Here is an 18338-nt window from a genome sequence, read left to right as displayed (position 1 = left end):
ATGAGAAGGAGGTAACCATGAGTGATTTAAAGCGAATCCTGCTGTTAGGCACAGGACCTGTAACGTTTCAACTTGCCCTGTGTTTAAAGAATCGGCTTCCTTGCTATCTCGGAATTGCTGGAAGAGTATCTGCCCGTTCTGAACATGTATTCGATGCGCTTGCACAAAGCAATCATCAGGTTCGTGTAAGTATTCAAAATGAAAAGCACCGCGCATTGGAAGGCAATTGCTTCGTCGATGAGGTTTTCAAAGGATACGATGCTGTAACAGGTGATTGGGATACGTTGGTTATTGCAGTAACTACAGATGCTTATATCGAAGTTCTGAGTCAGTTAAGCGAGGAAATGATTACAGGTATAAGATGTATTATTTTGGTTTCGCCTACTCTTGGATCCAATTGTTTAGTCCGCAATTATATGAATGCATGGCATACAAATGTTGAAATTATTAGTTTTTCTACATATTTGGGTGATACTCGGTGGTTAACGGGAGGTTCGCAGCAACCTCATGTCCTGACAACCGCCGTGAAGAAGAAAATTTTTGCGGGATCAACCCAATTACACGCTACGAATCTCAATGAGTTACAGCAACTTTTTGAACAATTAAACATTGAACTAGTTATTCTGGAGACTCCGATTGAGGCGGAAACGAGAAACATTTCTTTATATGTTCACCCAGCACTTTTTATGAATGAATTTTCACTAGATGCGATCTTTACGGATTCAGGTGCTCCGAAATATGTCTATAAAATGTACCCAGAAGGCCCGATTACGCAATATGTAATTCGGGATATGCTGAACCAATGGAAAGAAATCATGACACTGCTAGATGCTCTGAAGATCAAGCAGCTAAATTTGCTTCAGTTTATGACAGATGATAATTATCCCATCAGACTTGAGAGCATCTCACGACATGATATTGAACATTTCAATCAATTCGACACAACCCGACAAGAATATCTATTGTACATTCGCTATGCTTCACTGCTCATTGATCCTTATTCCGAGCCAGATGAAGCGGGTAAATATTTCGATTTCTCAGGGGTTCCGTTCCGAAAATTATTTGTCAATAGGGAAGGGGAGTTGGACCTCCCCCGCATGCCCAAAGAAGATTATTACCGCACCAAAATTATTCAGGGCATGATGACCAATTTGGGTTTGCCATGTCCCACTATTACGAAGTTTCTGAATACATATGAGCGAAAACTAGAGGAAGCAGCTCAATCCTATCCGCATCATAAACTTTCTCCTGCCTTTGAGATTCAAAGCTTTAGCAGGGATATAAACCGGATTAACAATGCACTATTTTTATAATACCAGGAGGAATTTCAATGAATAAAGGGTTAATTAAGCTACAAATCTTGCTTGTATGTGTATTTGTTATTGTTCTTGCAGGATGTAGCAGCGATCAAGAAACGGCATCGAGTTCGACAGCAGTTCCATCGGATAGCCCTAAGCATTCAGAACTGATCTATGCAACAGCGAAAGATATCAATGACATTAATCCACATTTGTATACGGGGTCTATGCCCGCTCAAGGGATGATCTTTGAATCCTTAGTTGAAAATACGAGCGAAGGCATCAAGCCATTGCTTGCGGAATCTTGGGATATTTCCAAGGATCAAAGGGAATACACATTTCATTTGAGAAAAAATATTACATTCCATGATGGTGAACCGCTAACTGCTTCTGCTGTGAAACAAAACATAGACGCCATCCAGGCCAACGCTGCTAAACATGCTTGGATCAAGCTATCAACCAAGATTGTAAACACTGAAGTTCTGGACGAGTATACCTTGAAATTGATATTGTCGGAGCCTTATTCACCAGCCTTACTTGAATTATCCATGACAAGACCTTATGTTTTCATATCTCCCAAAGATTTTGTTAACGGGGGGACGAAAGACGGGGTAAAAGGTTACCATGGCACAGGTCCTTATATGATGGCTGAACATAAAACGAATGAATTTGCAACTTTTGAAGCCAATAAGAATTACTGGAATGGCGAGCCGAGCATCAAGAAAATTACAGCTAAGGTACTACCATCCGGTGAAACAACACTCTTGGCCTTGCAAAAAGGAGAAATCAATGTTGTATTCACGGATGATCGAGGCACAGATAGCATTGATGTCGAAGCAATGAATAAATTAACGACTTCAGGTAAGTATCAACTAGTCCGAAGTGAACCCATGAATACGAAAATGATTGTCGCCAACAGCAGCAGGTCTAGCAGTCCGGTTAGTGAAACTGCTGTGCGTGAAGCCATCTGGTACGCAATTGATCGGGAAACCATTAGTAAAACGATTATGAATGGAACGGAGACTGCCGCCAATGCACTATTTTCCTCAAATGTTAATTATGCGGACGTCGATTTAAAGAAGCGTGACTTTGATCCCGAAACAGCTAAAAAGAAGTTGGAACAAGCAGGTTGGAAGTTAGAGAGCGGCGCTGCAAATAGAACCAAAAACGGTAAGAAACTGACGATGAACGTGTACTATGACAGCAACTCCCCGTCTCAAAAAACGCAAGCCGAATTTATTCAAAGCTCATTGAAAAATGTTGGTATCGGATTGGAACTGAACGGTGAAGATTCCACGTCTATCGCAAAAAGAAGATCGACAGGCGACTACGATTTACTGTTTAACCAAACCTGGGGATTAGCATATGACCCTCAGAGCACGATAGCAGGATTTATCTCGGAGTCCGCTTATTTGCATACGACCAAAGGGATTGCCAAAGCGGCTGATCTCTACAAAAAAATTGATGAAGCAGCCCTATCAACGGATGAGAGCACTAGAAAGTCGCTGTACGCCGATATTATGAAGATGGTTCATGATGAAGCCGTATTTATCCCGCTTACCAATGGCAAAGTGACTGTTGTGGCACCCAAGAATGTAAAAGGCATTTCATTTAAACAAACGCAATTTGAACTGCCGTTTGAGCGATTGAAGATTGAATAACAAAGGAGAGTCTACTCTTGGGAAGGTATATGGTGAAAAGGCTGTTCTTCTCCATCCCGTTGCTTCTGATGATTTCGTTCGTAACGTTTGTATTCATTAATCTCTCGCCGATGGACCCCGCTGAAACCATCCTTCATGCAAGGGATATACCCCAAATCACAGATGAACTCATTGCTCAAACCAAAGACGAGTTGGGTCTTGATAAGTCATTTATCGTTCGATATTTTCACTGGCTCATGGACTTCGTACGATTAGATTTCGGGAACTCATATACAACAGGCAAACCGGTATGGTCTTTGCTGGCACCGGCATTTCTAAATACATTCAAACTCACATTTGTTTCTTCGGTCGTCATTATTCTATTATCGATCCTGCTTGGGATTGTATGTGCACTGAACGTAGGGAAGTGGGTCGACAAAACAGTCAGAGGGATTTCATTTTTCCTAACATCCATGCCGCCATACTGGCTAGGTTCACTCCTGATCTGGTATTTCTCCGTGAAATTGGACTTGTTACCGACGAGCGGCATGCAATCCTATCAGAGTTATATTCTTCCCGTTTCCGTCATCTCAATTGGTTATGCTGGGATTTACTTCCGAAATGTCAGAAGCGCGATGTTAAGTAATTTAAATGAAGACTATGTGCTCTACGGAAGAGCTTGCGGCCTGTCCGAGAGGAAGATTATTAAGCATATTGTAAGAAATTCCTTGGGAGTCGCCGTTTCGATATTTTGTATGGCAGTACCTACGATACTTGGAGGTACAGTCGTTATTGAAAATGTCTTTGCGTGGCCTGGGCTTGGAAGTTTAAGCGTTAAATCCATAATGGGCAGGGATTTTCCTATGATTCAAGCCTACGTGTTAATTTTGGGAGTGGCCTTTGTCGGGTTTAACACGATTGCCGACCTGATTCAGGCTGCCTTGAACCCTCGATTAAGGAAGGAAATCCAATGAAGGTCGTTACACGTTTATTCAAAGATAAGCTAGCCATAATCTCCATATTGATTATTACCGGTACGATCCTTCTTGGTCTAGGCGCACCTCTCATGGCCCCCCATAATCCGGAAGAAGTCAATATGAGCCTTCGGTATGCCGGTCTTTCTTGGGATTATCTGTTAGGGAACGATCACTTGGGGAGATGCATCCTATCTAGATTGCTGTATGGTATCCGCCCCAGCGTACTGTGGGTTGCCGTTGCCTTGTTCATATCCGTACTGATCGGGGCCGTACTTGGTTTCCTTGCAGGTTATTTTAAAGGCAAAATAGATGCGTTAATTATGAGAATTTGCGATGTTATGCTTTCATTTCCTGGCTATGTCATGACGCTTGCGATTGTTGGAATCTTGGGAACGGGACTTGCAAATATCCTAATTGCGTTTGTTTGCATGAAATGGGCATGGTTCGCTCGGGTGATTCGTGCCTCTGTTAGTCAGTATTCGGAACTGGATTATGTGAAGTTCGCCAGAGTCGCAGGGGTTCGCCCTGTGACCATCATCTATCGGCATTTGATGCCGGCTGCACTAGCCGATATTGCAGTTATTTCAAGCAGTGCCATGTGTTCAATGATTCTGCAGATGTCAGGCTTCTCGTTTCTAGGATTAGGTATCCAAGCCCCTCATTCTGAATGGGGGATGATGTTGAATGAAGCGAGAAGCGTGATGTTCTCCAAGCCGCAGCTCATGCTTGCGCCTGGTTTTGCCATTATGATGATTGTGGCAGCTTTTAATTTCTTATCTGATGCGCTTCAAATTGCGCTAGACCCTAAATTACACGCATCCGCCTCTAGAATACGGGTAAAGGAGGTGACAATCTAGACCATGAATATCCTAGAAGTCGACCATCTGAAAATATGGGATGCGAATACAAGCGATGTCCTTGTTGCTGACTCTTCTTTTTCCTTGAAGCAAGGAAGCTGTCTCGCTATTGTAGGTGAAAGCGGCAGCGGGAAATCGCTGACTTGCCGTGCTCTCATGAGACTGAATCGTCCTTGGTTACTTCAATCTGGCCATATCCGTTTCAAGGGCGAAGATATCATGAGGCTCTCACCCAAAGAAATGAGGAAGAGAAGAGGCAAGCACATTTACATGATTGTTCAAAATGGCATGCGTGCCTTTGACCCCTCCTATGTGGTCGGGGTCCATGCCAGAGAGACGCTTGCCCAGCATTTCAACTGGAATAAGAAAGACATTGAAGATAAAATAATCCAAGCGATGAAGAGCGTCATGCTCAAAAATCCAATGGAAACCCTAAATAAATTTCCCCATGAGTTATCGGGTGGTATGCTCCAGCGGATGATGATCGCTTTGGCTCTAATTCTAGAGCCAGAGGTCATCCTCGCGGATGAGCCGACAACAGCGCTAGATGCCATCTCGCAATACGAGGTGTTAGAGCAATTAGTGAATTTAAGGGAGCGAACAGGTTGTTCCATGATCCTTGTCTCTCACGATCTTGGAGTTGTCAACAAGATCGCAGATGAAGTTATTGTTATGAGAGACGGAGTTATTATTGAGAACGGCCATATTCCTACTATTTTTACAGAAGTCCAGCATCCATACACCCACTATCTAGTGTCCAGCCGATTGGCACTTGGATCCCGTTATAAAAAGATTATGGAGGAGAGGGTCATGCTTGCTAGTCGTTGAAAACGTGGAGAAATCGTATCGAAAAATGGGTCTCTTTACTACCAAAAGGCACCACATTCTTAAAGATATCAATTTTGCTTGTGGGTATGGCGAATGTCTCGGCATTATTGGCGAAAGTGGAAGCGGTAAATCGACTTTAGGACGGTTAATTGCCGGCATTGAGAAGCCTGATCGTGGAACTATCTTGTTGGAAGGGGCAGACGTCGCAGAACGAGTTGTCCGAACTGGACGTATCAGCGTAGTGTTTCAAGACTATACCTCGTCAATTAATCCATTTTTTACTGTTGAACAAGCCATAATGGAACCACTGAGAATGCGAAGTAGGGACATAACAGAGAATCATCGTAAGCTGAATCATCTCCTGCATCAAGTTGGATTGCCCTTATCCTATCGGACAAAATATCCTCATGAGTTATCCGGTGGGGAAGTTCAACGCGTCTGTATCGCCAGGTCGATTTCAACTGAACCCAAGTACATTGTATTCGATGAGGCGATTAGTTCGCTGGATGTAACTGTTCAAACACAAATTCTCGATTTGCTCCAAGATTTAAAGAAGTTCAATCACATGAGCTATATGTTTATAACACACGATATGCAAGCTGCCGCTTATCTTTGTGACCGGATTATGATTATGAGGACTGGTCAGATTGAAGAAATGGTTCCTATTGAACATTTACAGTATGTTCAGTCGGCATATGCAAGCACCTTATTGCAGAAGCAAATCACCTTGTAATGTAGGAGGAACCAATTTTGACTGGAGCGTTGTCCTGGCCTTTTGTACGATTATATCTACTTGCACTTCTGTTCTTTAGCGCCAACTCCATTCTAAATGTCCTGATCCCATTGCGTGGGGAAGCTCTTGGCGCTAGCAATACAACAATTGGTTTAATCATGGGGGCTTACATGTGTACAGCGATGCTATTCCGCCCGTGGGCAGGAGAGATCATCCAACAGCAGGGACCGATTAAAGTTTTGCGTATCATTCTTGTTATTAACGGAGTGGCGCTGCTACTGTATACATTCAGCCCCTTGGAAGGATTTTTGATGGCGCGAATTCTCCAGGGTTGTTCGACGGCATTCTTTTCAATGGCTTTGCAAATTGGGATTATCGATGCGTTGCCAGAAAAAGAACGTTCTCAGGGGATTTCACTTTATTCGTTATTTACGTATATGCCCGGTATTCTTGGCCCCCTGGTGGCGATCGGCATTTGGCAAGCGGGTGAGATGAGTTATTTCACTATGCTGTTGGTTGCCATTGCAATCGGTACCGGTGTATTTGGCTACAGCATTCCAGTTGAAAAGGAGAGAGAACGACCTGCCGAGAAACAAAGGGTGTTTAAGCTTGGCGTGCTTCAATCATTCAGTCAGCTGGTTAAAAATCCTCATTTGTTCAAAAGCAGCGTCTTAATGTTGACAGCTTCAACCGTATTCGGAGCGATTACCAACTTCCTCCCCCTGTATGCCGCACAACTGAAACATGGTAGTGCCGGTATTTATCTCATGGTTCAGGCAGGGGTCGTGGTTTTATCTCGATTTGTTTTAAGAAAAAAAATTCCTACAGATGGGATATGGCATTCTTTCTTTATAATGGGCATCATGCTAATCTTGGCGGTTGCTGCGCAATGTGTAAGCTATTCCCTTGAAGGAGGGAGCATCTTTTTCTATGCGGGCGCCGTGCTTATGGGATTGGCTCAAGCGCTACTTTATCCGGCTTTAACCACGTATTTAAGTTTTGTTTTACCTCAGACAAGCCGCAATGCACTCCTTGGTTTATTCATTGCCATGGCGGATCTGGGGATGTCACTAGGTGGTGTCGTGATGGGGCCGATCGCGGATGCGACCACTTATTCCACTATGTATATGATATGTGCCGTGATAAGCGCAGTTATGATTATTTTTGCCTATGATCGAAGAAAGGGATATGTTAGCGAAACAACTTGATGATTAAGGAGGTAACTGGCTTGGTGCTTTCAGAATGGCCACTAAGCTAGTGCGCAAAGGCGGCACGATTCAGGTCACTGGGGCTTATGGGATGAATTATAATGCTTTTCCTTTTGGTAATTTGTTTAGCCGGAACATCACGTTGAAGATGGGCAAGCTATCAAACTAATTTTGAAACCTTAGTTATTTTCGTAGTGATGTGAATTGAAAACTAATATAACCCAAGGGATTAGGATCCTTTGGGTTATTGTTTATTTATTTTATTATTGTCATTTTCCCTTGATCGCAAAGTAAATTGGAAATGAAACTGCAGTTGCAATTCCCAATGAACTAGCAATGAGACGTGCTGAGATGAACGATTTATTTTTCAATTTGACAACCTCCTAAGTGTATAATGGATCTAGTTATTTACCCGTTCTATCGTTCATTCCGACTTCAATTTATCGTCATAAGTAATAGCTTGATACATAGGCTGTTTGTTCAAGTGACTCCTGTAAAGCGTAACTTCATCTGATTGCCACGAAAGAAGATCTTCTGAGGGAGAATTAGGCATCGTAAAAGTACTCAACTTATTTCGATCAAATGAAGTCTTGCCTATGTAATTTCGTGCGATCGTTACGTGTGGGTGAAACTTACGATCTTCGGGAGAAAAGCCAAGTGGCGTAAGTGCGTCAGCTACCCGTACCTGTAAGTTGCGAAGCCCTTCTACGTCGCCGCCGACACCGACCCATAACACAGCTGGCTGTGTTGATCGCCCGAAAATGCCGAGTGATTCCAATTGGAGTGCCAGAGGACTAGATACTGTCATTAGTTCCTGCAGAACTTGATTAATCCGAGGGACACTTTCTGATGGTGTATTCCCAAGAAACTGCAGTGTGATATGCAGGTCCTCAGGATGGACCCATTTACGAAAAAACATATGTGGCTTAATGTCCTCGATCCAGTTGGCGAGAGCATGCTTAATTCCGCTCGGGACAGGTACAGCAACAAATAATCGCACTATACATACCGCCCATGGTCTGGGACAGCAATCCGCTTGAAATGGGCCACCAAGTGAGACAATCCACTTGTTAGTTCCTCGCCAAGCATAGGCACCCCATGACCGGTAATGGCTACACTAGGTTTGAGAGCTTCTAAAACTCTGACAGATTGCTCTGCAGCATGCCAATCGGTTGTCAAATATACCGGTGGACCTGTTACCTGTTTTTTCTGAGTTATGACTTTGTACAGTGAATCCTGCTCAACCGTTACAAATGCATCACCTGCAATAAGCACCTTGTCCTTATCTCGGAAAAGCGAGATATGCCCAGGCGTATGGCCTGGTGTATGAATCCATCGCCATCCTGGCATGCTTGGGATACTGCCATTAGCGGGTAAGGTTCGCACATGACTCCCAAGATCAATCGGTTCGTTAGGAAAGAAGGGTGAAATTTTGGCGATAAGTCCGCCTTCAACAGTGCCGTCAGGTTCTGGGTAACTGGTTAGGCCAGTTAGATAGGGTATTTCTAGCTCGTGCGCATATACCACTACATCCCAAGCTTCAACGAGATCAATAACAGCACCAACATGATCAAAGTGCCCATGTGTTAAAATAATAGCCTTTGGTTTCGAACCTATACCAAAACGATCTTCAACGACTTTCAGAATACGTTTACCGGATTGCGGCATGCCCGCATCAACTAACACCCAATCTTCGGCTGTGCCAACCATACCTATATTTACGATCTGATTGGTATAACAGATTAGATCGGGAATAATCTCTTCGCCTTCACCACTTCTTATGGAAGTCATCGGTATATAATGATCCGCCATTGTATCTTCCATCTCCCCGAGATGATTATGTGCCATTCCAATAAATCCCCCCCATTGTAAAGTGATTTAAAATTATAAATAGTATGTCCAAGCTATCTTGATAGTAATAATTTGAAATAGAATAACATGACTAAAACAACGAGTGGTGGATTACATCTTCCTATTCATGAATAAGGGTGGAAAATAGCGCCATAATATAGCTGGAAGTCCATTTATCGAAAAGGGAGGAACAACTACGATGACATCGAGTCGAGGACATCAAGGCGCACATGGCGCTGGTCAAATTGCGGAGCAACTGAACAATCAAGCCGAAGCTGCGGAGCAAATTCAAGGAAGTAATGAAGTAGATCAAGCAATCCAGGCTGCCGCAAACGAACATAGTTCAGAGCTAGATGAAATATTTAATAATGATCATGATAGTGACTAATTAGCATCTTTGAAATGAAAAAGGCTTACGCCTGATCATTCAGGTGTAAGCCTATATGTAGGCTAAACTTACACAAACATATCTTGCAAACCAGGGCTATGCTCATTTGGCATATCTGGGAGCTGAGGAACCGGGAATCCCATTGGAGGCGGGGTAACTAACATTTGTCCTTTGTTTCTGCTCGGTGATGCCCCTTGGAAAACTTCACCAATTCGAGTATCATCTAAGCGGAAATTAAACTGCACATTATGATAACCCATATCTACAAATTTTCGGCATTCTGGATATTTATTAATATCATAATTAGGAACAGGGAACAGTTTCCCCCAATCAACGCCTAAAGTTTCTAAAGCTTTTGCAAAAGCATTCTGGTGGGCATTATCACGGACGATAAGAAACCCAAGCGTTTCACGGAGTGCTTTATTGGAGCTCATTTCATAGATTCTGGTTTTCTGAAGGACTCCTGTTGATTCGAGACTTAGATTATTCAACAAATCAGCAATCAAATTACCATGCGAATACACCCATGAACCATTCCAAGGGTTACCACCAGCATCTACGGGTAGAGAAGCCTGCGCACCGACAATGAAATGGTGAGGATTTGCATGTTTGACGGTTTCATCTAACGGTGCGCCATCGTTACCCGCATTGCCTACTGCTAAGGAGTTGCCAGAATCGTTTAGTAATTGATTGATCGTATTTTGAACCAATTCCACATGCGCAATCTCTTCCAGAAATACGCCACGAATTAAGTCACGATATTGTGTAGCTTTGCCTCGGAAATTAGAGCTTTGAAAAGAATATTGCATCATGGTTCTCATCTCGCCAAATTGTCCGCCAAGTGCTTCTTGTAAAACCTTTGCTGCTGCTGGATCTGGTTGGTCAGGAACAATTTGATTAATTAATTCTTCTTTATAATAATACATACGATCACTCATTTCTCTTCCTGGTTGAATGTCATTTGTTATGTCATCTAATGTTTTCTCCTATGTGTAAATTATTTATACGAATGATATAGTACCCATTAAGCCCACATAATGGTTGGTGTAGTTTATTTCAAACAACATATAATACGGATGTTCCAAATTTATTAGAGATGGGTGGGCTAATGTCATGACTAACCAGAAAAAGAGCATAAAATCGGAAAAGCAAAAAAACCAAAAGCCAAGTAACAATAACAAAAACAGCAGTAACAATGGTATTGATGATGCAAATATTAATTCTGGTGGTTAATAAATACGTAGTGTAAGTAATCCATTCGTAGTCACAACAAACAACCTCACTTCCATTGAAGTGAGGTTGTTTGTTGTGTACAAAATAATTCATTACTCTTGCTGGATTGGTTTCATCTGTGTTTTGGCTACACCTAGTGCTAGATTTTTCCATAGTGTTTGCTCCACAAACTGAGACTGTTCATTAGAACACTGGACAATTAGTATAATTTCACCTAGTTTAATCTTTGCAGTTCGGATCTTCCTTCGTTTGATCAGGTTACTGATCAAATCGTAGATAAAACCAATAACAAATCCGCCAACAGCTCCGATTAACCCCCAAAAAACTGGCCCCCAGTCAAGAAAAAATCCCCTTGCTACCCCAATTGTGGAGCCCATCATGGCAAGAATAAGTCCAATATCAATTAAAGAAGTTCCATCTAAACCGTGTATGGTATCAACGAATTTCAAGTCCATTGAACGATTATCTAGTGGAACAGCATAGATATTATCAATCTCATGTTCTTTCAGTTTACTTATTGCAAGCTCTACATAGTGTGAATGCTGAAAAGTAGAGAAGAATTGGATACCTATCTCCATTAGAAACTTTCTCCTTTATGCCAAATAAAGTCCTGCGCTTAAACGTCTACTCATTATTTGCCATAAAATTCAATTTCATTCGTGTTTCACATGGTTGCCCATATTATAAAGACATGAGTCGTTCATCTATTTCTACCTGAATTTGTTGACTTAATTCCTCAACCACAAGATAATTCGTTGCGCTTACATAGATGGATTTAATTTGTGAATCAATAACCTCAGCTGATGCCAAATACGAAGTTGCTTCCTTCATTTTGGCTGTGTAGCGTTCTTTAATTGCTGCGATTTCTGCTGCAAATGCTTCATCGGTACCGGGGGACATCGTCAGTGTATACATATCCAGTATTTCATCCCCGTCTCGATCCGGAAAGTATTCATGAGGGGCTGTGCTATCAAAGATGGCAGTGCTGAGTTCAGGGAATATCAGCATATCCAGGCTGTTCGGATCAAAACCGCAATGGAACACTTGGACTTCGATTCCCTTCGTTTCAGCAGCTGCAGCTAGCTTTTTGAGCAGTGTCGATTTTCCAGAGCCCGGTCTTCCTTTGATGAAAATCCGTCTTTTTATGGAACTCGTCAGCCGTTGAATGAAATCGAAGGCACCTTTGGGAGTCGCCGCACCAAAAAACAAATGACGACCGGTTGTGGTTGTAGTTTTTTCATGTCCAGCGTACAGTTCTTGAATTAACCCCTGCGCCACTTCGTCTGCTTTCACGAAATCCATGCTCTCGATATAATATTTTTCCCATTCGTCATGAATCTGTAATGCCGTTAAAAAAGTTTCATACGCTTTGTCGTAGGAACTGGTAAGTTCAGCACGTAGCGTATTGATCGTTGTTTGATGCTCTGGGAAAATAAGACTGCTGTCAACGGCCTCCCCGAGATCGATATGAACAACTTCGCACGCCGTAATTACCCCGCTAACGCGCCCATCGACAATTCCTAGCTTCAATTCGGTTGCGATGATGCCATCTAGTTCATTCGACCGAAGAGGGGAGTGGAAGCATTGTACGTGCTGACCTTTCTCCAATAAACGATCCGCCAGTTTACGAATAATGGTGGATTTCCCCGTCCCGGGAGGACCTGTGAGGACGAATATTTTGTTCAAATCAGCAAAGGCGGATTGATATAAGAAATGGGCTCCGCGCGCTGTGTTGCCTCTTGCAAAGTAGTGGGATGATTGATCGATCAACCTGAAACACTCCTTTGATATTAGATAAATGCCTATGTTTTTATATATTCAAGGTCATGTTCAGAGGTGAATGGACGAACAATGCATGTAGCATTTCAATTGGTTTAATCACAATAGAAAAGAGCAAGGACAGTAGAAAGATTCTGCAGTCCTTGCTCTTTGTTATGTTATAACCAACTATCATCGTCATTAAAATAATGGAGCACTTACAGAGTAGCCAACAATCATCACTAACAGGATCGTAATATGATTCAGCGAAAAAATGAACATTGAGCGCGCCCACTTATCCTCTTGCTTCTGACGATATCCCGTGAAACTTAGAATTAACCAGCCTAAGCTCAAGATCGCGTTGACCACAGCGATGTAAGGGTTAAAGGACCAGAACAAAAAACTACTCAGGAACAAAGCTACCAAATAAGTGTTCATCTGCACGTACGTTCTGCGTATCCCTTTGACTACTGGCAACATCGGAATGTTGGCCGCACGATATTCCTCCATGCGACGAATCCCAATCGCGTAAAAATGCGGCATCTGCCAAATAACCATTAACACGAATAGTGCAATTGCACCGGGATGTAAAATGTCAGGCGAGATCGCTGCCCACCCGATTAAAGGAGGCATCGCTCCCGACAAGCTTCCAACCTCCGTGTTGTAGATGGTTCTGCGTTTCGTCCAAATCGTATAGGGCACCACATAGATGAAAAGCCCTAGAAAGCCTAGTAAAGCGGAAAGCGGAGAAGCAATATACAGCGCAATAATACCACCGACCGCGATCCAACTCCCAATGAACAATCCACTCCAGATGTCAATGATGCCAGACACGGTCGGTCTTTTTTTGGTTCTTTCCATAATAATGTCGATATCACGGTCGTATAGATTATTGAAGATACCGGCTGCTCCGATGACAAACACTGTTCCGATCAAAGCCAGCACTATGTTCCCTATTTTATCGAAAAATGGTATGTCGTGAATAAATAACGCCATGCTAAGTCCCGCGATCATCGCAATGAGGTTAGACTTAATAATACCAATCTTTATCGATTCAAAGAGTACCTTGGTCATTGATGTTGGAATCAGTTCAACACTAACCGCATTGTTTTGAAATCGCATGAAGTTAACACTCCCTTTAACTAGATTCACTTATAGGTTACCATATCTCGTCGTGCAAGTACCCTTCCTCAACCAAACCATCATGATTCTGTCATATTTCTTTGTCGCTTTCGTGAATAAAAGATGAAAATTATCCCTATTTTCCGTCCCGTTCCAGAACGGTTTTTTGGTAGCGGTTTTGCCGAATCATCATTCCCGCAAAACAACCCAGGAATGTGATTCCTGCAACAAGGTATGGGAGAGATAAAGACCAATCATACAATACCCCAGCAGCCATCGAGCCTGCGATCGTTCCCACACTCGTGAAAGTGGAATTCAATCCTGCTATGTAGCCCTGATCTTCACCTGCCATTTTAGATAAAAATGTAGTCGCGGCAGGTCGGAGAAGATCGCAGGCAGCGAAGATCAGGATGGTGAAGAATAAAACTGACCAATAAGAATGAACCAGTACAATGAGAAACATCGATGCGCCTGCCGAAATAAGGCCGATATACATCACTTGTATCTCACCGAACTTCTTGACTAATACGTCCAACAAGCCAATCTGAATGATGACTCCGACAATAGCACCGATTGTCATGATTAAGGCGATATCCCGCGGACCAAATTGATGCTTGGCATCTAAATACAAGCCAAATACCGTCTCGAAGTTCGAAAGGCCAAACCCGAGGATAAGCAACACAAGCAGCGCAAAAAAGTAAGGTGCTTTTCTGGAGTGTATCAATTGACTGATCAAACTTTGGTTGGTTGCGGTGCTGCTTGCTGGGTCGACTGTGCCAGACCTGACAATTTTCAGGGATTCGGGCAGAACTAGCCAGGTTAATATCGCAGAAAACGCGATAACGACAGCAGCGGTATAGAACGGCACGCGCATGCCGTATTCCGCAAGAAACCCTCCGAGTCCCGGACCAATGATAAACCCTGTTGACATGGCTGCGGACACGAATCCCATTCCTTTGGCTCGTTCATCCTCCGTAGTGACGTCGGCCGTAAAGGCCATAATGCCAGGGAAAATAAGAGCAAGTCCGACCCCACCAAGCAGCCTGGATCCGAACAGTAGGTAAAGGGAAGAGGCAACTCCGAATATAGCCTCGGAAACCGCAAGCAGCGCCAAACCAGCGACGATGGCCTTTTTCCTGCCAACTGTATCACAGAGCCTTCCTGCCCAAGGAGAGAAGAGTAGCTGAGTAACGGCAAACGCAGCTGTCAATGAGCCCACAGCAGCACCGCTTAATCCCAACTCTTTCATCAAAGTTGGCATGACGGGAACCACAAGTCCATAGGCCGACATAGCTAGGAAAATATTGACCATCAATAATGCTAGGGCTCCGTTGTTTTTCCATAATAACGACATAACGTATCCACCTGCCATGATGTAAATAATCGACTTAAATGTGCTTTAGTAATGTGACACTTGATATAGCGAATGAAAGTCGTCTATAATAATATAGAACGAACGGTCAGTATAAATCAAATTCTAATCATTTCAAATCGTTCTTCCGCAATTTAACTGCGAAGAAGTTTACACATAACGGAGGCGCAAACCGATGAATCAGAAGAAGCTGCAGAAAGAGGAAACGAAGAAAAAGATAGCGGAAGCCGCCGGCCAGTTATTTGCCCAGAAAGGGTATGCAGCGACTTCAATTGGAGACATCGTTGCAGCGACGGGTAAAAGCAAAGGTAATATTTATTATCATTTCGGCAGCAAAGAAGGGCTGTTTCTTCATTTGCTCGACGAATGGGAGCGCGGCTGGAAAGATACGTGGTCGGAGAAGCAGCCCTCACTGACGACCATTTCGGATAAGCTCAGCGGACTAGCGCAAATAATGGTAAATGACTTGAACCATCCATTAACTCAAGCGATGAATGAATTTTTTAGCAGCGAGTGGGATCGGAGCGAGGTACAGGCAAGCGTAACCAACTACTACACTGATCACATTGCGTTTAACCAGGAAATGATTCAATCTGCCATCGCAAACGGGGAACTGGCTGAGGATGACTCGCGAATGCTTGCCATTATTCTGGAAGCAATGCTGCAGGGTCTTTACCACATGTCCCCGCATATTGGGACGGAAGAGTCATTGGACCTTTATCGCAAGGCGGCAACCGTGTTCCTTAACGGTACAGTAATGAGGTGAACATAAGTTATAAAAAGGATTTTAGTATTATCTGAAGAATGATTCATTCTGGGATAAAACCACGGCGATGGAACCGATCCATCGCTTGTTTTCGTTAGTGTCCGCTTTGCACAACTAAATTGAAAACTACCACAAAACAGAAAAATAATGAGGTGAATTGTGAAATACTTCGAAGAGGCTAAGTATTTATGGAAAACATATGTACCAAAGCAAGGTCAATCAGAGACAGTACAAGGCGAATTGATAAGAGCAATAGAGAAATTAAGGGATGAAGCTCAGAGAAATGGAAATGCCAATTGGGATAAATGCTTCGATATGTTTTGTGATTACTTGGAAATAACTTTGTGTAATTCGGAAATTTTTAACATTATACAGAAAATGGAAATTAAAAATAAATTAAAGAGGCTTAGGAAATACAATAATCCTTACTTAGAGGACGACATTTATGATGATTTAACAGATAGAGTTGTTGAATGTATTTTAAAAATCAAGAACCGATTTTTATCGGAGAACATTAATTCAAAAGGATGGGAGAGGAAACATGTTTGAAATTCAGAGAGCATATTCAAAAAGATGTATTGCATAAGATGATACCCATACAAGGGGGAACCATTGAATTACGAGATTATATTAATATGAATAAATGGCTGAGTTCAGATTCCACTTTATCAGACCCTGGAAGCAATAAAAAGGAAGTTACATGGACCGAAACGATCGAACCTTTCCATGTCATGAAGTATCCGGTAACACAGCAGTTGTATCATTTTGTCATGCATGAAGAAGAAGTAGAACCGAACGTGAATAAACTGCCAATTACGGAAGTTTCGTGGATAGATTCAATTGCCTTTTGTAACGAATTGTCCAGAATACTTGGCAGGACGGAATGCTACACAATCACAGATGAAAGTGAGAACACGATATATAATAAAAAAGCAAATGGCTTTCGGTTACTAACAGACGCTGAATGGCAGTATGCGTGCAAAGCGGGAACGACGGGATATCGGTATGCACAAATTGATCAAATTGCATGGTATCAAAGTAACTCCAATGGATCAGCTCAACACGTCGGAAAACTGCTTCCTAATCCATGGGGGCTTTTTGATATGTTAGGGAATGTCTGGGAATGGTGCTGGGATCTATACGATTCTGAGCGATATGGGAACTATAGAGTCTTCCGGGGAGGCAGTTGGGCTGAAGCCCCGAACAATTGTGGTTCTACAAGTAGAAGAAAAAGCATGCCCGATTTCAAGATAGATGATCTTGGTTTTAGAATAGCACTTACAGAACCTTAAGAACACGACTTCTTAAAGGTGAATTATTTGGATTTCATTTTTGTATAGTTCTCAAAGATGAGAAGCACACTACTAGGGTGTTAAGCCATTTCTAATCGAAATATTTCATTGATCACATCGATGCAAACGAAAATTTGAGAGGTGAGCTACATTTAAATGTCCAATAAAAAAAGTTACTATGCATTTGAGGATCCTAACGGGACCACAGTTGAATTCCAAGCCACAAGTTTAAGACAAGCCATGGTGATTAAAAAGAAAAAGGCACATGACTTAGGTATTCCTAAAGAAGCTTTTGAACTTACACGTATACGCAAGAAACCGAGTCATGGCGGTTAGCACTTTAGAGTGGCCAGTAAGCATATTGAAAATTCAAGCCAGGATCCCCTAGATGGTAGGGATCCTGGCTTCTTTATTATCCTGGTTGCTTAAGCGTTCACAGTCTCAGGTCTTTTGATTTGCAGTGGTGGAGGAATTAACCAACCTTTATCTTTACTCATCTCAAGTATTTTTAACCCTAATGCTGTTTTAGTGATATGATATTTCGCAAAAAGAGCCCCAACATCCTCTCTAATCGCTTGTCCCATTACTTGACTACAAGCAACAAGTCCTAATGAAGTATCCGCAGCAATTTTAGCTGAAATTTCTGGATCGGTAAATCTTGCACCAACGGGGATATCCTCGAGTTTAACTGCCGGTCTTTCAGGAAGTGCAGGAATAGGTGAAATACCGTTATCAACAAGAATCTTATCCAGTTCTTTTATCTCAAGCTTTGCTTGATCGATTAGATCGTCTAGCACTTTTTTTAGATCTTTGTCACCAGCGTGATTTAAATAAGCCTGATAGCAAGAAACAGCCCCTTTCGCTACTGTTGAAGCTTGCCATACACTAAAAACCTCACCGAAGTGCAGAGGCTCATCTTTTGGATTTCCACTTAAAATTCCCATGATATTCATTTCTCCTTTGTTTTTCAATTATGAACCCAAGTCTGATGCCTATATGTTGAATCGAACAAAAA

Annotated in this window: 21 protein-coding genes; 13 read left to right on the top strand and 8 right to left on the bottom strand. The window is 42.5% G+C overall.

The window, feature by feature from the left end:
• Nucleotides 1–17 precede the first annotated feature (17 nt).
• Genes AC58PV_RS23200 through AC58PV_RS23165 form a run of 8 tightly spaced genes read left to right on the top strand, consistent with a single transcriptional unit; the run spans nt 18 to nt 7710 of the window.
• Entirely contained in the window at nt 18–1313 is a 1296-nt protein-coding gene (locus AC58PV_RS23200) for an opine metallophore biosynthesis dehydrogenase (RefSeq protein WP_497434837.1), read from the top strand.
• Nucleotides 1314–1330: 17 nt separating this feature from the next.
• A complete protein-coding gene (cntA, locus tag AC58PV_RS23195; protein WP_497434835.1) occupies nt 1331–2959 on the top strand; it encodes a staphylopine-dependent metal ABC transporter substrate-binding lipoprotein in 1629 nt (542 codons plus the stop codon).
• 17 nt (nt 2960–2976) lie between these two features.
• Complete coding sequence (opp1B, locus tag AC58PV_RS23190; protein ID WP_497434834.1) at nt 2977–3912, top strand: nickel/cobalt ABC transporter permease; 936 nt, start codon at nt 2977–2979, stop codon at nt 3910–3912.
• Complete coding sequence (gene cntC, locus AC58PV_RS23185) at nt 3909–4772, top strand: staphylopine uptake ABC transporter permease subunit CntC (protein ID WP_497434833.1); 864 nt, start codon at nt 3909–3911, stop codon at nt 4770–4772. The genes opp1B and cntC overlap by 4 nt, the downstream gene beginning before the upstream one ends.
• 3 nt (nt 4773–4775) lie before the next feature.
• Nucleotides 4776–5600 carry a staphylopine uptake ABC transporter ATP-binding protein CntD gene (gene cntD / locus AC58PV_RS23180; protein WP_497434832.1) on the top strand — a complete coding sequence of 275 codons (825 nt, stop codon included), beginning with the start codon at nt 4776–4778 and terminating at the stop codon, nt 5598–5600.
• Nucleotides 5587–6333 (top strand): ABC transporter ATP-binding protein, encoded by a 747-nt coding sequence (locus AC58PV_RS23175; protein ID WP_497434831.1) that lies wholly within the window; start codon nt 5587–5589, stop codon nt 6331–6333. The genes cntD and AC58PV_RS23175 overlap by 14 nt, the downstream gene beginning before the upstream one ends.
• A gap of 17 nt (nt 6334–6350) precedes the next feature.
• Nucleotides 6351–7541, top strand: a complete 1191-nt coding sequence (cntE, locus tag AC58PV_RS23170; protein ID WP_497434829.1) for a staphylopine family metallophore export MFS transporter CntE — start codon at nt 6351–6353, stop codon at nt 7539–7541.
• Nucleotides 7542–7575: 34 nt separating this feature from the next.
• Nucleotides 7576–7710 (top strand): hypothetical protein, encoded by a 135-nt coding sequence (locus AC58PV_RS23165; RefSeq protein ID WP_497434828.1) that lies wholly within the window; start codon nt 7576–7578, stop codon nt 7708–7710.
• A 255-nt stretch (nt 7711–7965) separates the two neighbouring features.
• On the opposite strand, the gene thpR is transcribed toward AC58PV_RS23165, so the two are convergent.
• Complete coding sequence (gene thpR, locus AC58PV_RS23160; protein ID WP_497434827.1) at nt 7966–8541, bottom strand: RNA 2',3'-cyclic phosphodiesterase; 576 nt, start codon at nt 8539–8541, stop codon at nt 7966–7968.
• Nucleotides 8541–9389, bottom strand: a complete 849-nt coding sequence (locus AC58PV_RS23155; RefSeq protein WP_497434826.1) for an MBL fold metallo-hydrolase — start codon at nt 9387–9389, stop codon at nt 8541–8543. The genes thpR and AC58PV_RS23155 overlap by 1 nt, the downstream gene beginning before the upstream one ends.
• A 202-nt stretch (nt 9390–9591) precedes the next feature.
• Here AC58PV_RS23155 and AC58PV_RS23150 point away from each other — a divergent pair, with 202 nt between their 5' ends.
• A complete protein-coding gene (locus AC58PV_RS23150) occupies nt 9592–9780 on the top strand; it encodes a hypothetical protein (protein ID WP_497434824.1) in 189 nt (62 codons plus the stop codon).
• 68 nt (nt 9781–9848) lie between these two features.
• Here the strand turns inward: AC58PV_RS23150 and AC58PV_RS23145 are convergent, their stop codons facing one another.
• From AC58PV_RS23145 to AC58PV_RS23125, 5 genes are all read right to left on the bottom strand, one after another.
• Nucleotides 9849–10706 carry a manganese catalase family protein gene (locus tag AC58PV_RS23145; protein ID WP_497435025.1) on the bottom strand — a complete coding sequence of 286 codons (858 nt, stop codon included), beginning with the start codon at nt 10704–10706 and terminating at the stop codon, nt 9849–9851.
• A 399-nt stretch (nt 10707–11105) separates the two neighbouring features.
• The gene (locus tag AC58PV_RS23140; protein WP_497434823.1) at nt 11106–11591 is read right to left on the bottom strand and encodes a hypothetical protein; all 486 of its coding nucleotides are present in this window, start codon (nt 11589–11591) and stop codon (nt 11106–11108) included.
• 103 nt (nt 11592–11694) lie between these two features.
• On the bottom strand, nt 11695–12783 hold the full coding sequence (locus tag AC58PV_RS23135; protein WP_497434822.1) for a nucleoside-triphosphatase: 1089 nt from the start codon (nt 12781–12783) through the stop codon (nt 11695–11697).
• A gap of 189 nt (nt 12784–12972) precedes the next feature.
• Nucleotides 12973–13893 (bottom strand): heme o synthase, encoded by a 921-nt coding sequence (gene cyoE, locus AC58PV_RS23130; protein WP_497434820.1) that lies wholly within the window; start codon nt 13891–13893, stop codon nt 12973–12975.
• 136 nt (nt 13894–14029) lie between these two features.
• Complete coding sequence (locus AC58PV_RS23125) at nt 14030–15247, bottom strand: MFS transporter (RefSeq protein WP_497434818.1); 1218 nt, start codon at nt 15245–15247, stop codon at nt 14030–14032.
• Between the two features lie 193 nt (nt 15248–15440).
• Here AC58PV_RS23125 and AC58PV_RS23120 point away from each other — a divergent pair, with 193 nt between their 5' ends.
• The 4 genes from AC58PV_RS23120 (at nt 15441) to AC58PV_RS23105 (ending at nt 17659) form a co-directional block, all read left to right on the top strand.
• Nucleotides 15441–16031: a TetR/AcrR family transcriptional regulator gene (locus AC58PV_RS23120; protein ID WP_497434817.1), complete on the top strand. Its 591-nt coding sequence runs from the start codon at nt 15441–15443 to the stop codon at nt 16029–16031.
• A 159-nt stretch (nt 16032–16190) separates the two neighbouring features.
• A complete protein-coding gene (locus AC58PV_RS23115) occupies nt 16191–16580 on the top strand; it encodes a hypothetical protein (RefSeq protein ID WP_497434816.1) in 390 nt (129 codons plus the stop codon).
• A gap of 38 nt (nt 16581–16618) precedes the next feature.
• Complete coding sequence (locus AC58PV_RS23110) at nt 16619–17323, top strand: formylglycine-generating enzyme family protein (RefSeq protein WP_497435024.1); 705 nt, start codon at nt 16619–16621, stop codon at nt 17321–17323.
• Nucleotides 17324–17479: 156 nt separating this feature from the next.
• Complete coding sequence (locus AC58PV_RS23105; RefSeq protein ID WP_497434815.1) at nt 17480–17659, top strand: hypothetical protein; 180 nt, start codon at nt 17480–17482, stop codon at nt 17657–17659.
• Nucleotides 17660–17748: 89 nt separating this feature from the next.
• On the opposite strand, the gene AC58PV_RS23100 is transcribed toward AC58PV_RS23105, so the two are convergent.
• Nucleotides 17749–18267 carry a DUF3231 family protein gene (locus tag AC58PV_RS23100; RefSeq protein WP_497434814.1) on the bottom strand — a complete coding sequence of 173 codons (519 nt, stop codon included), beginning with the start codon at nt 18265–18267 and terminating at the stop codon, nt 17749–17751.
• Nucleotides 18268–18338 lie beyond the last annotated feature (71 nt).

This window comes from Paenibacillus sp. J22FR83, assembly GCF_059691955.1.
Note: the sequence above shows the minus strand (reverse complement) of the source record. Positions and strands in the feature narration are given on the sequence as shown.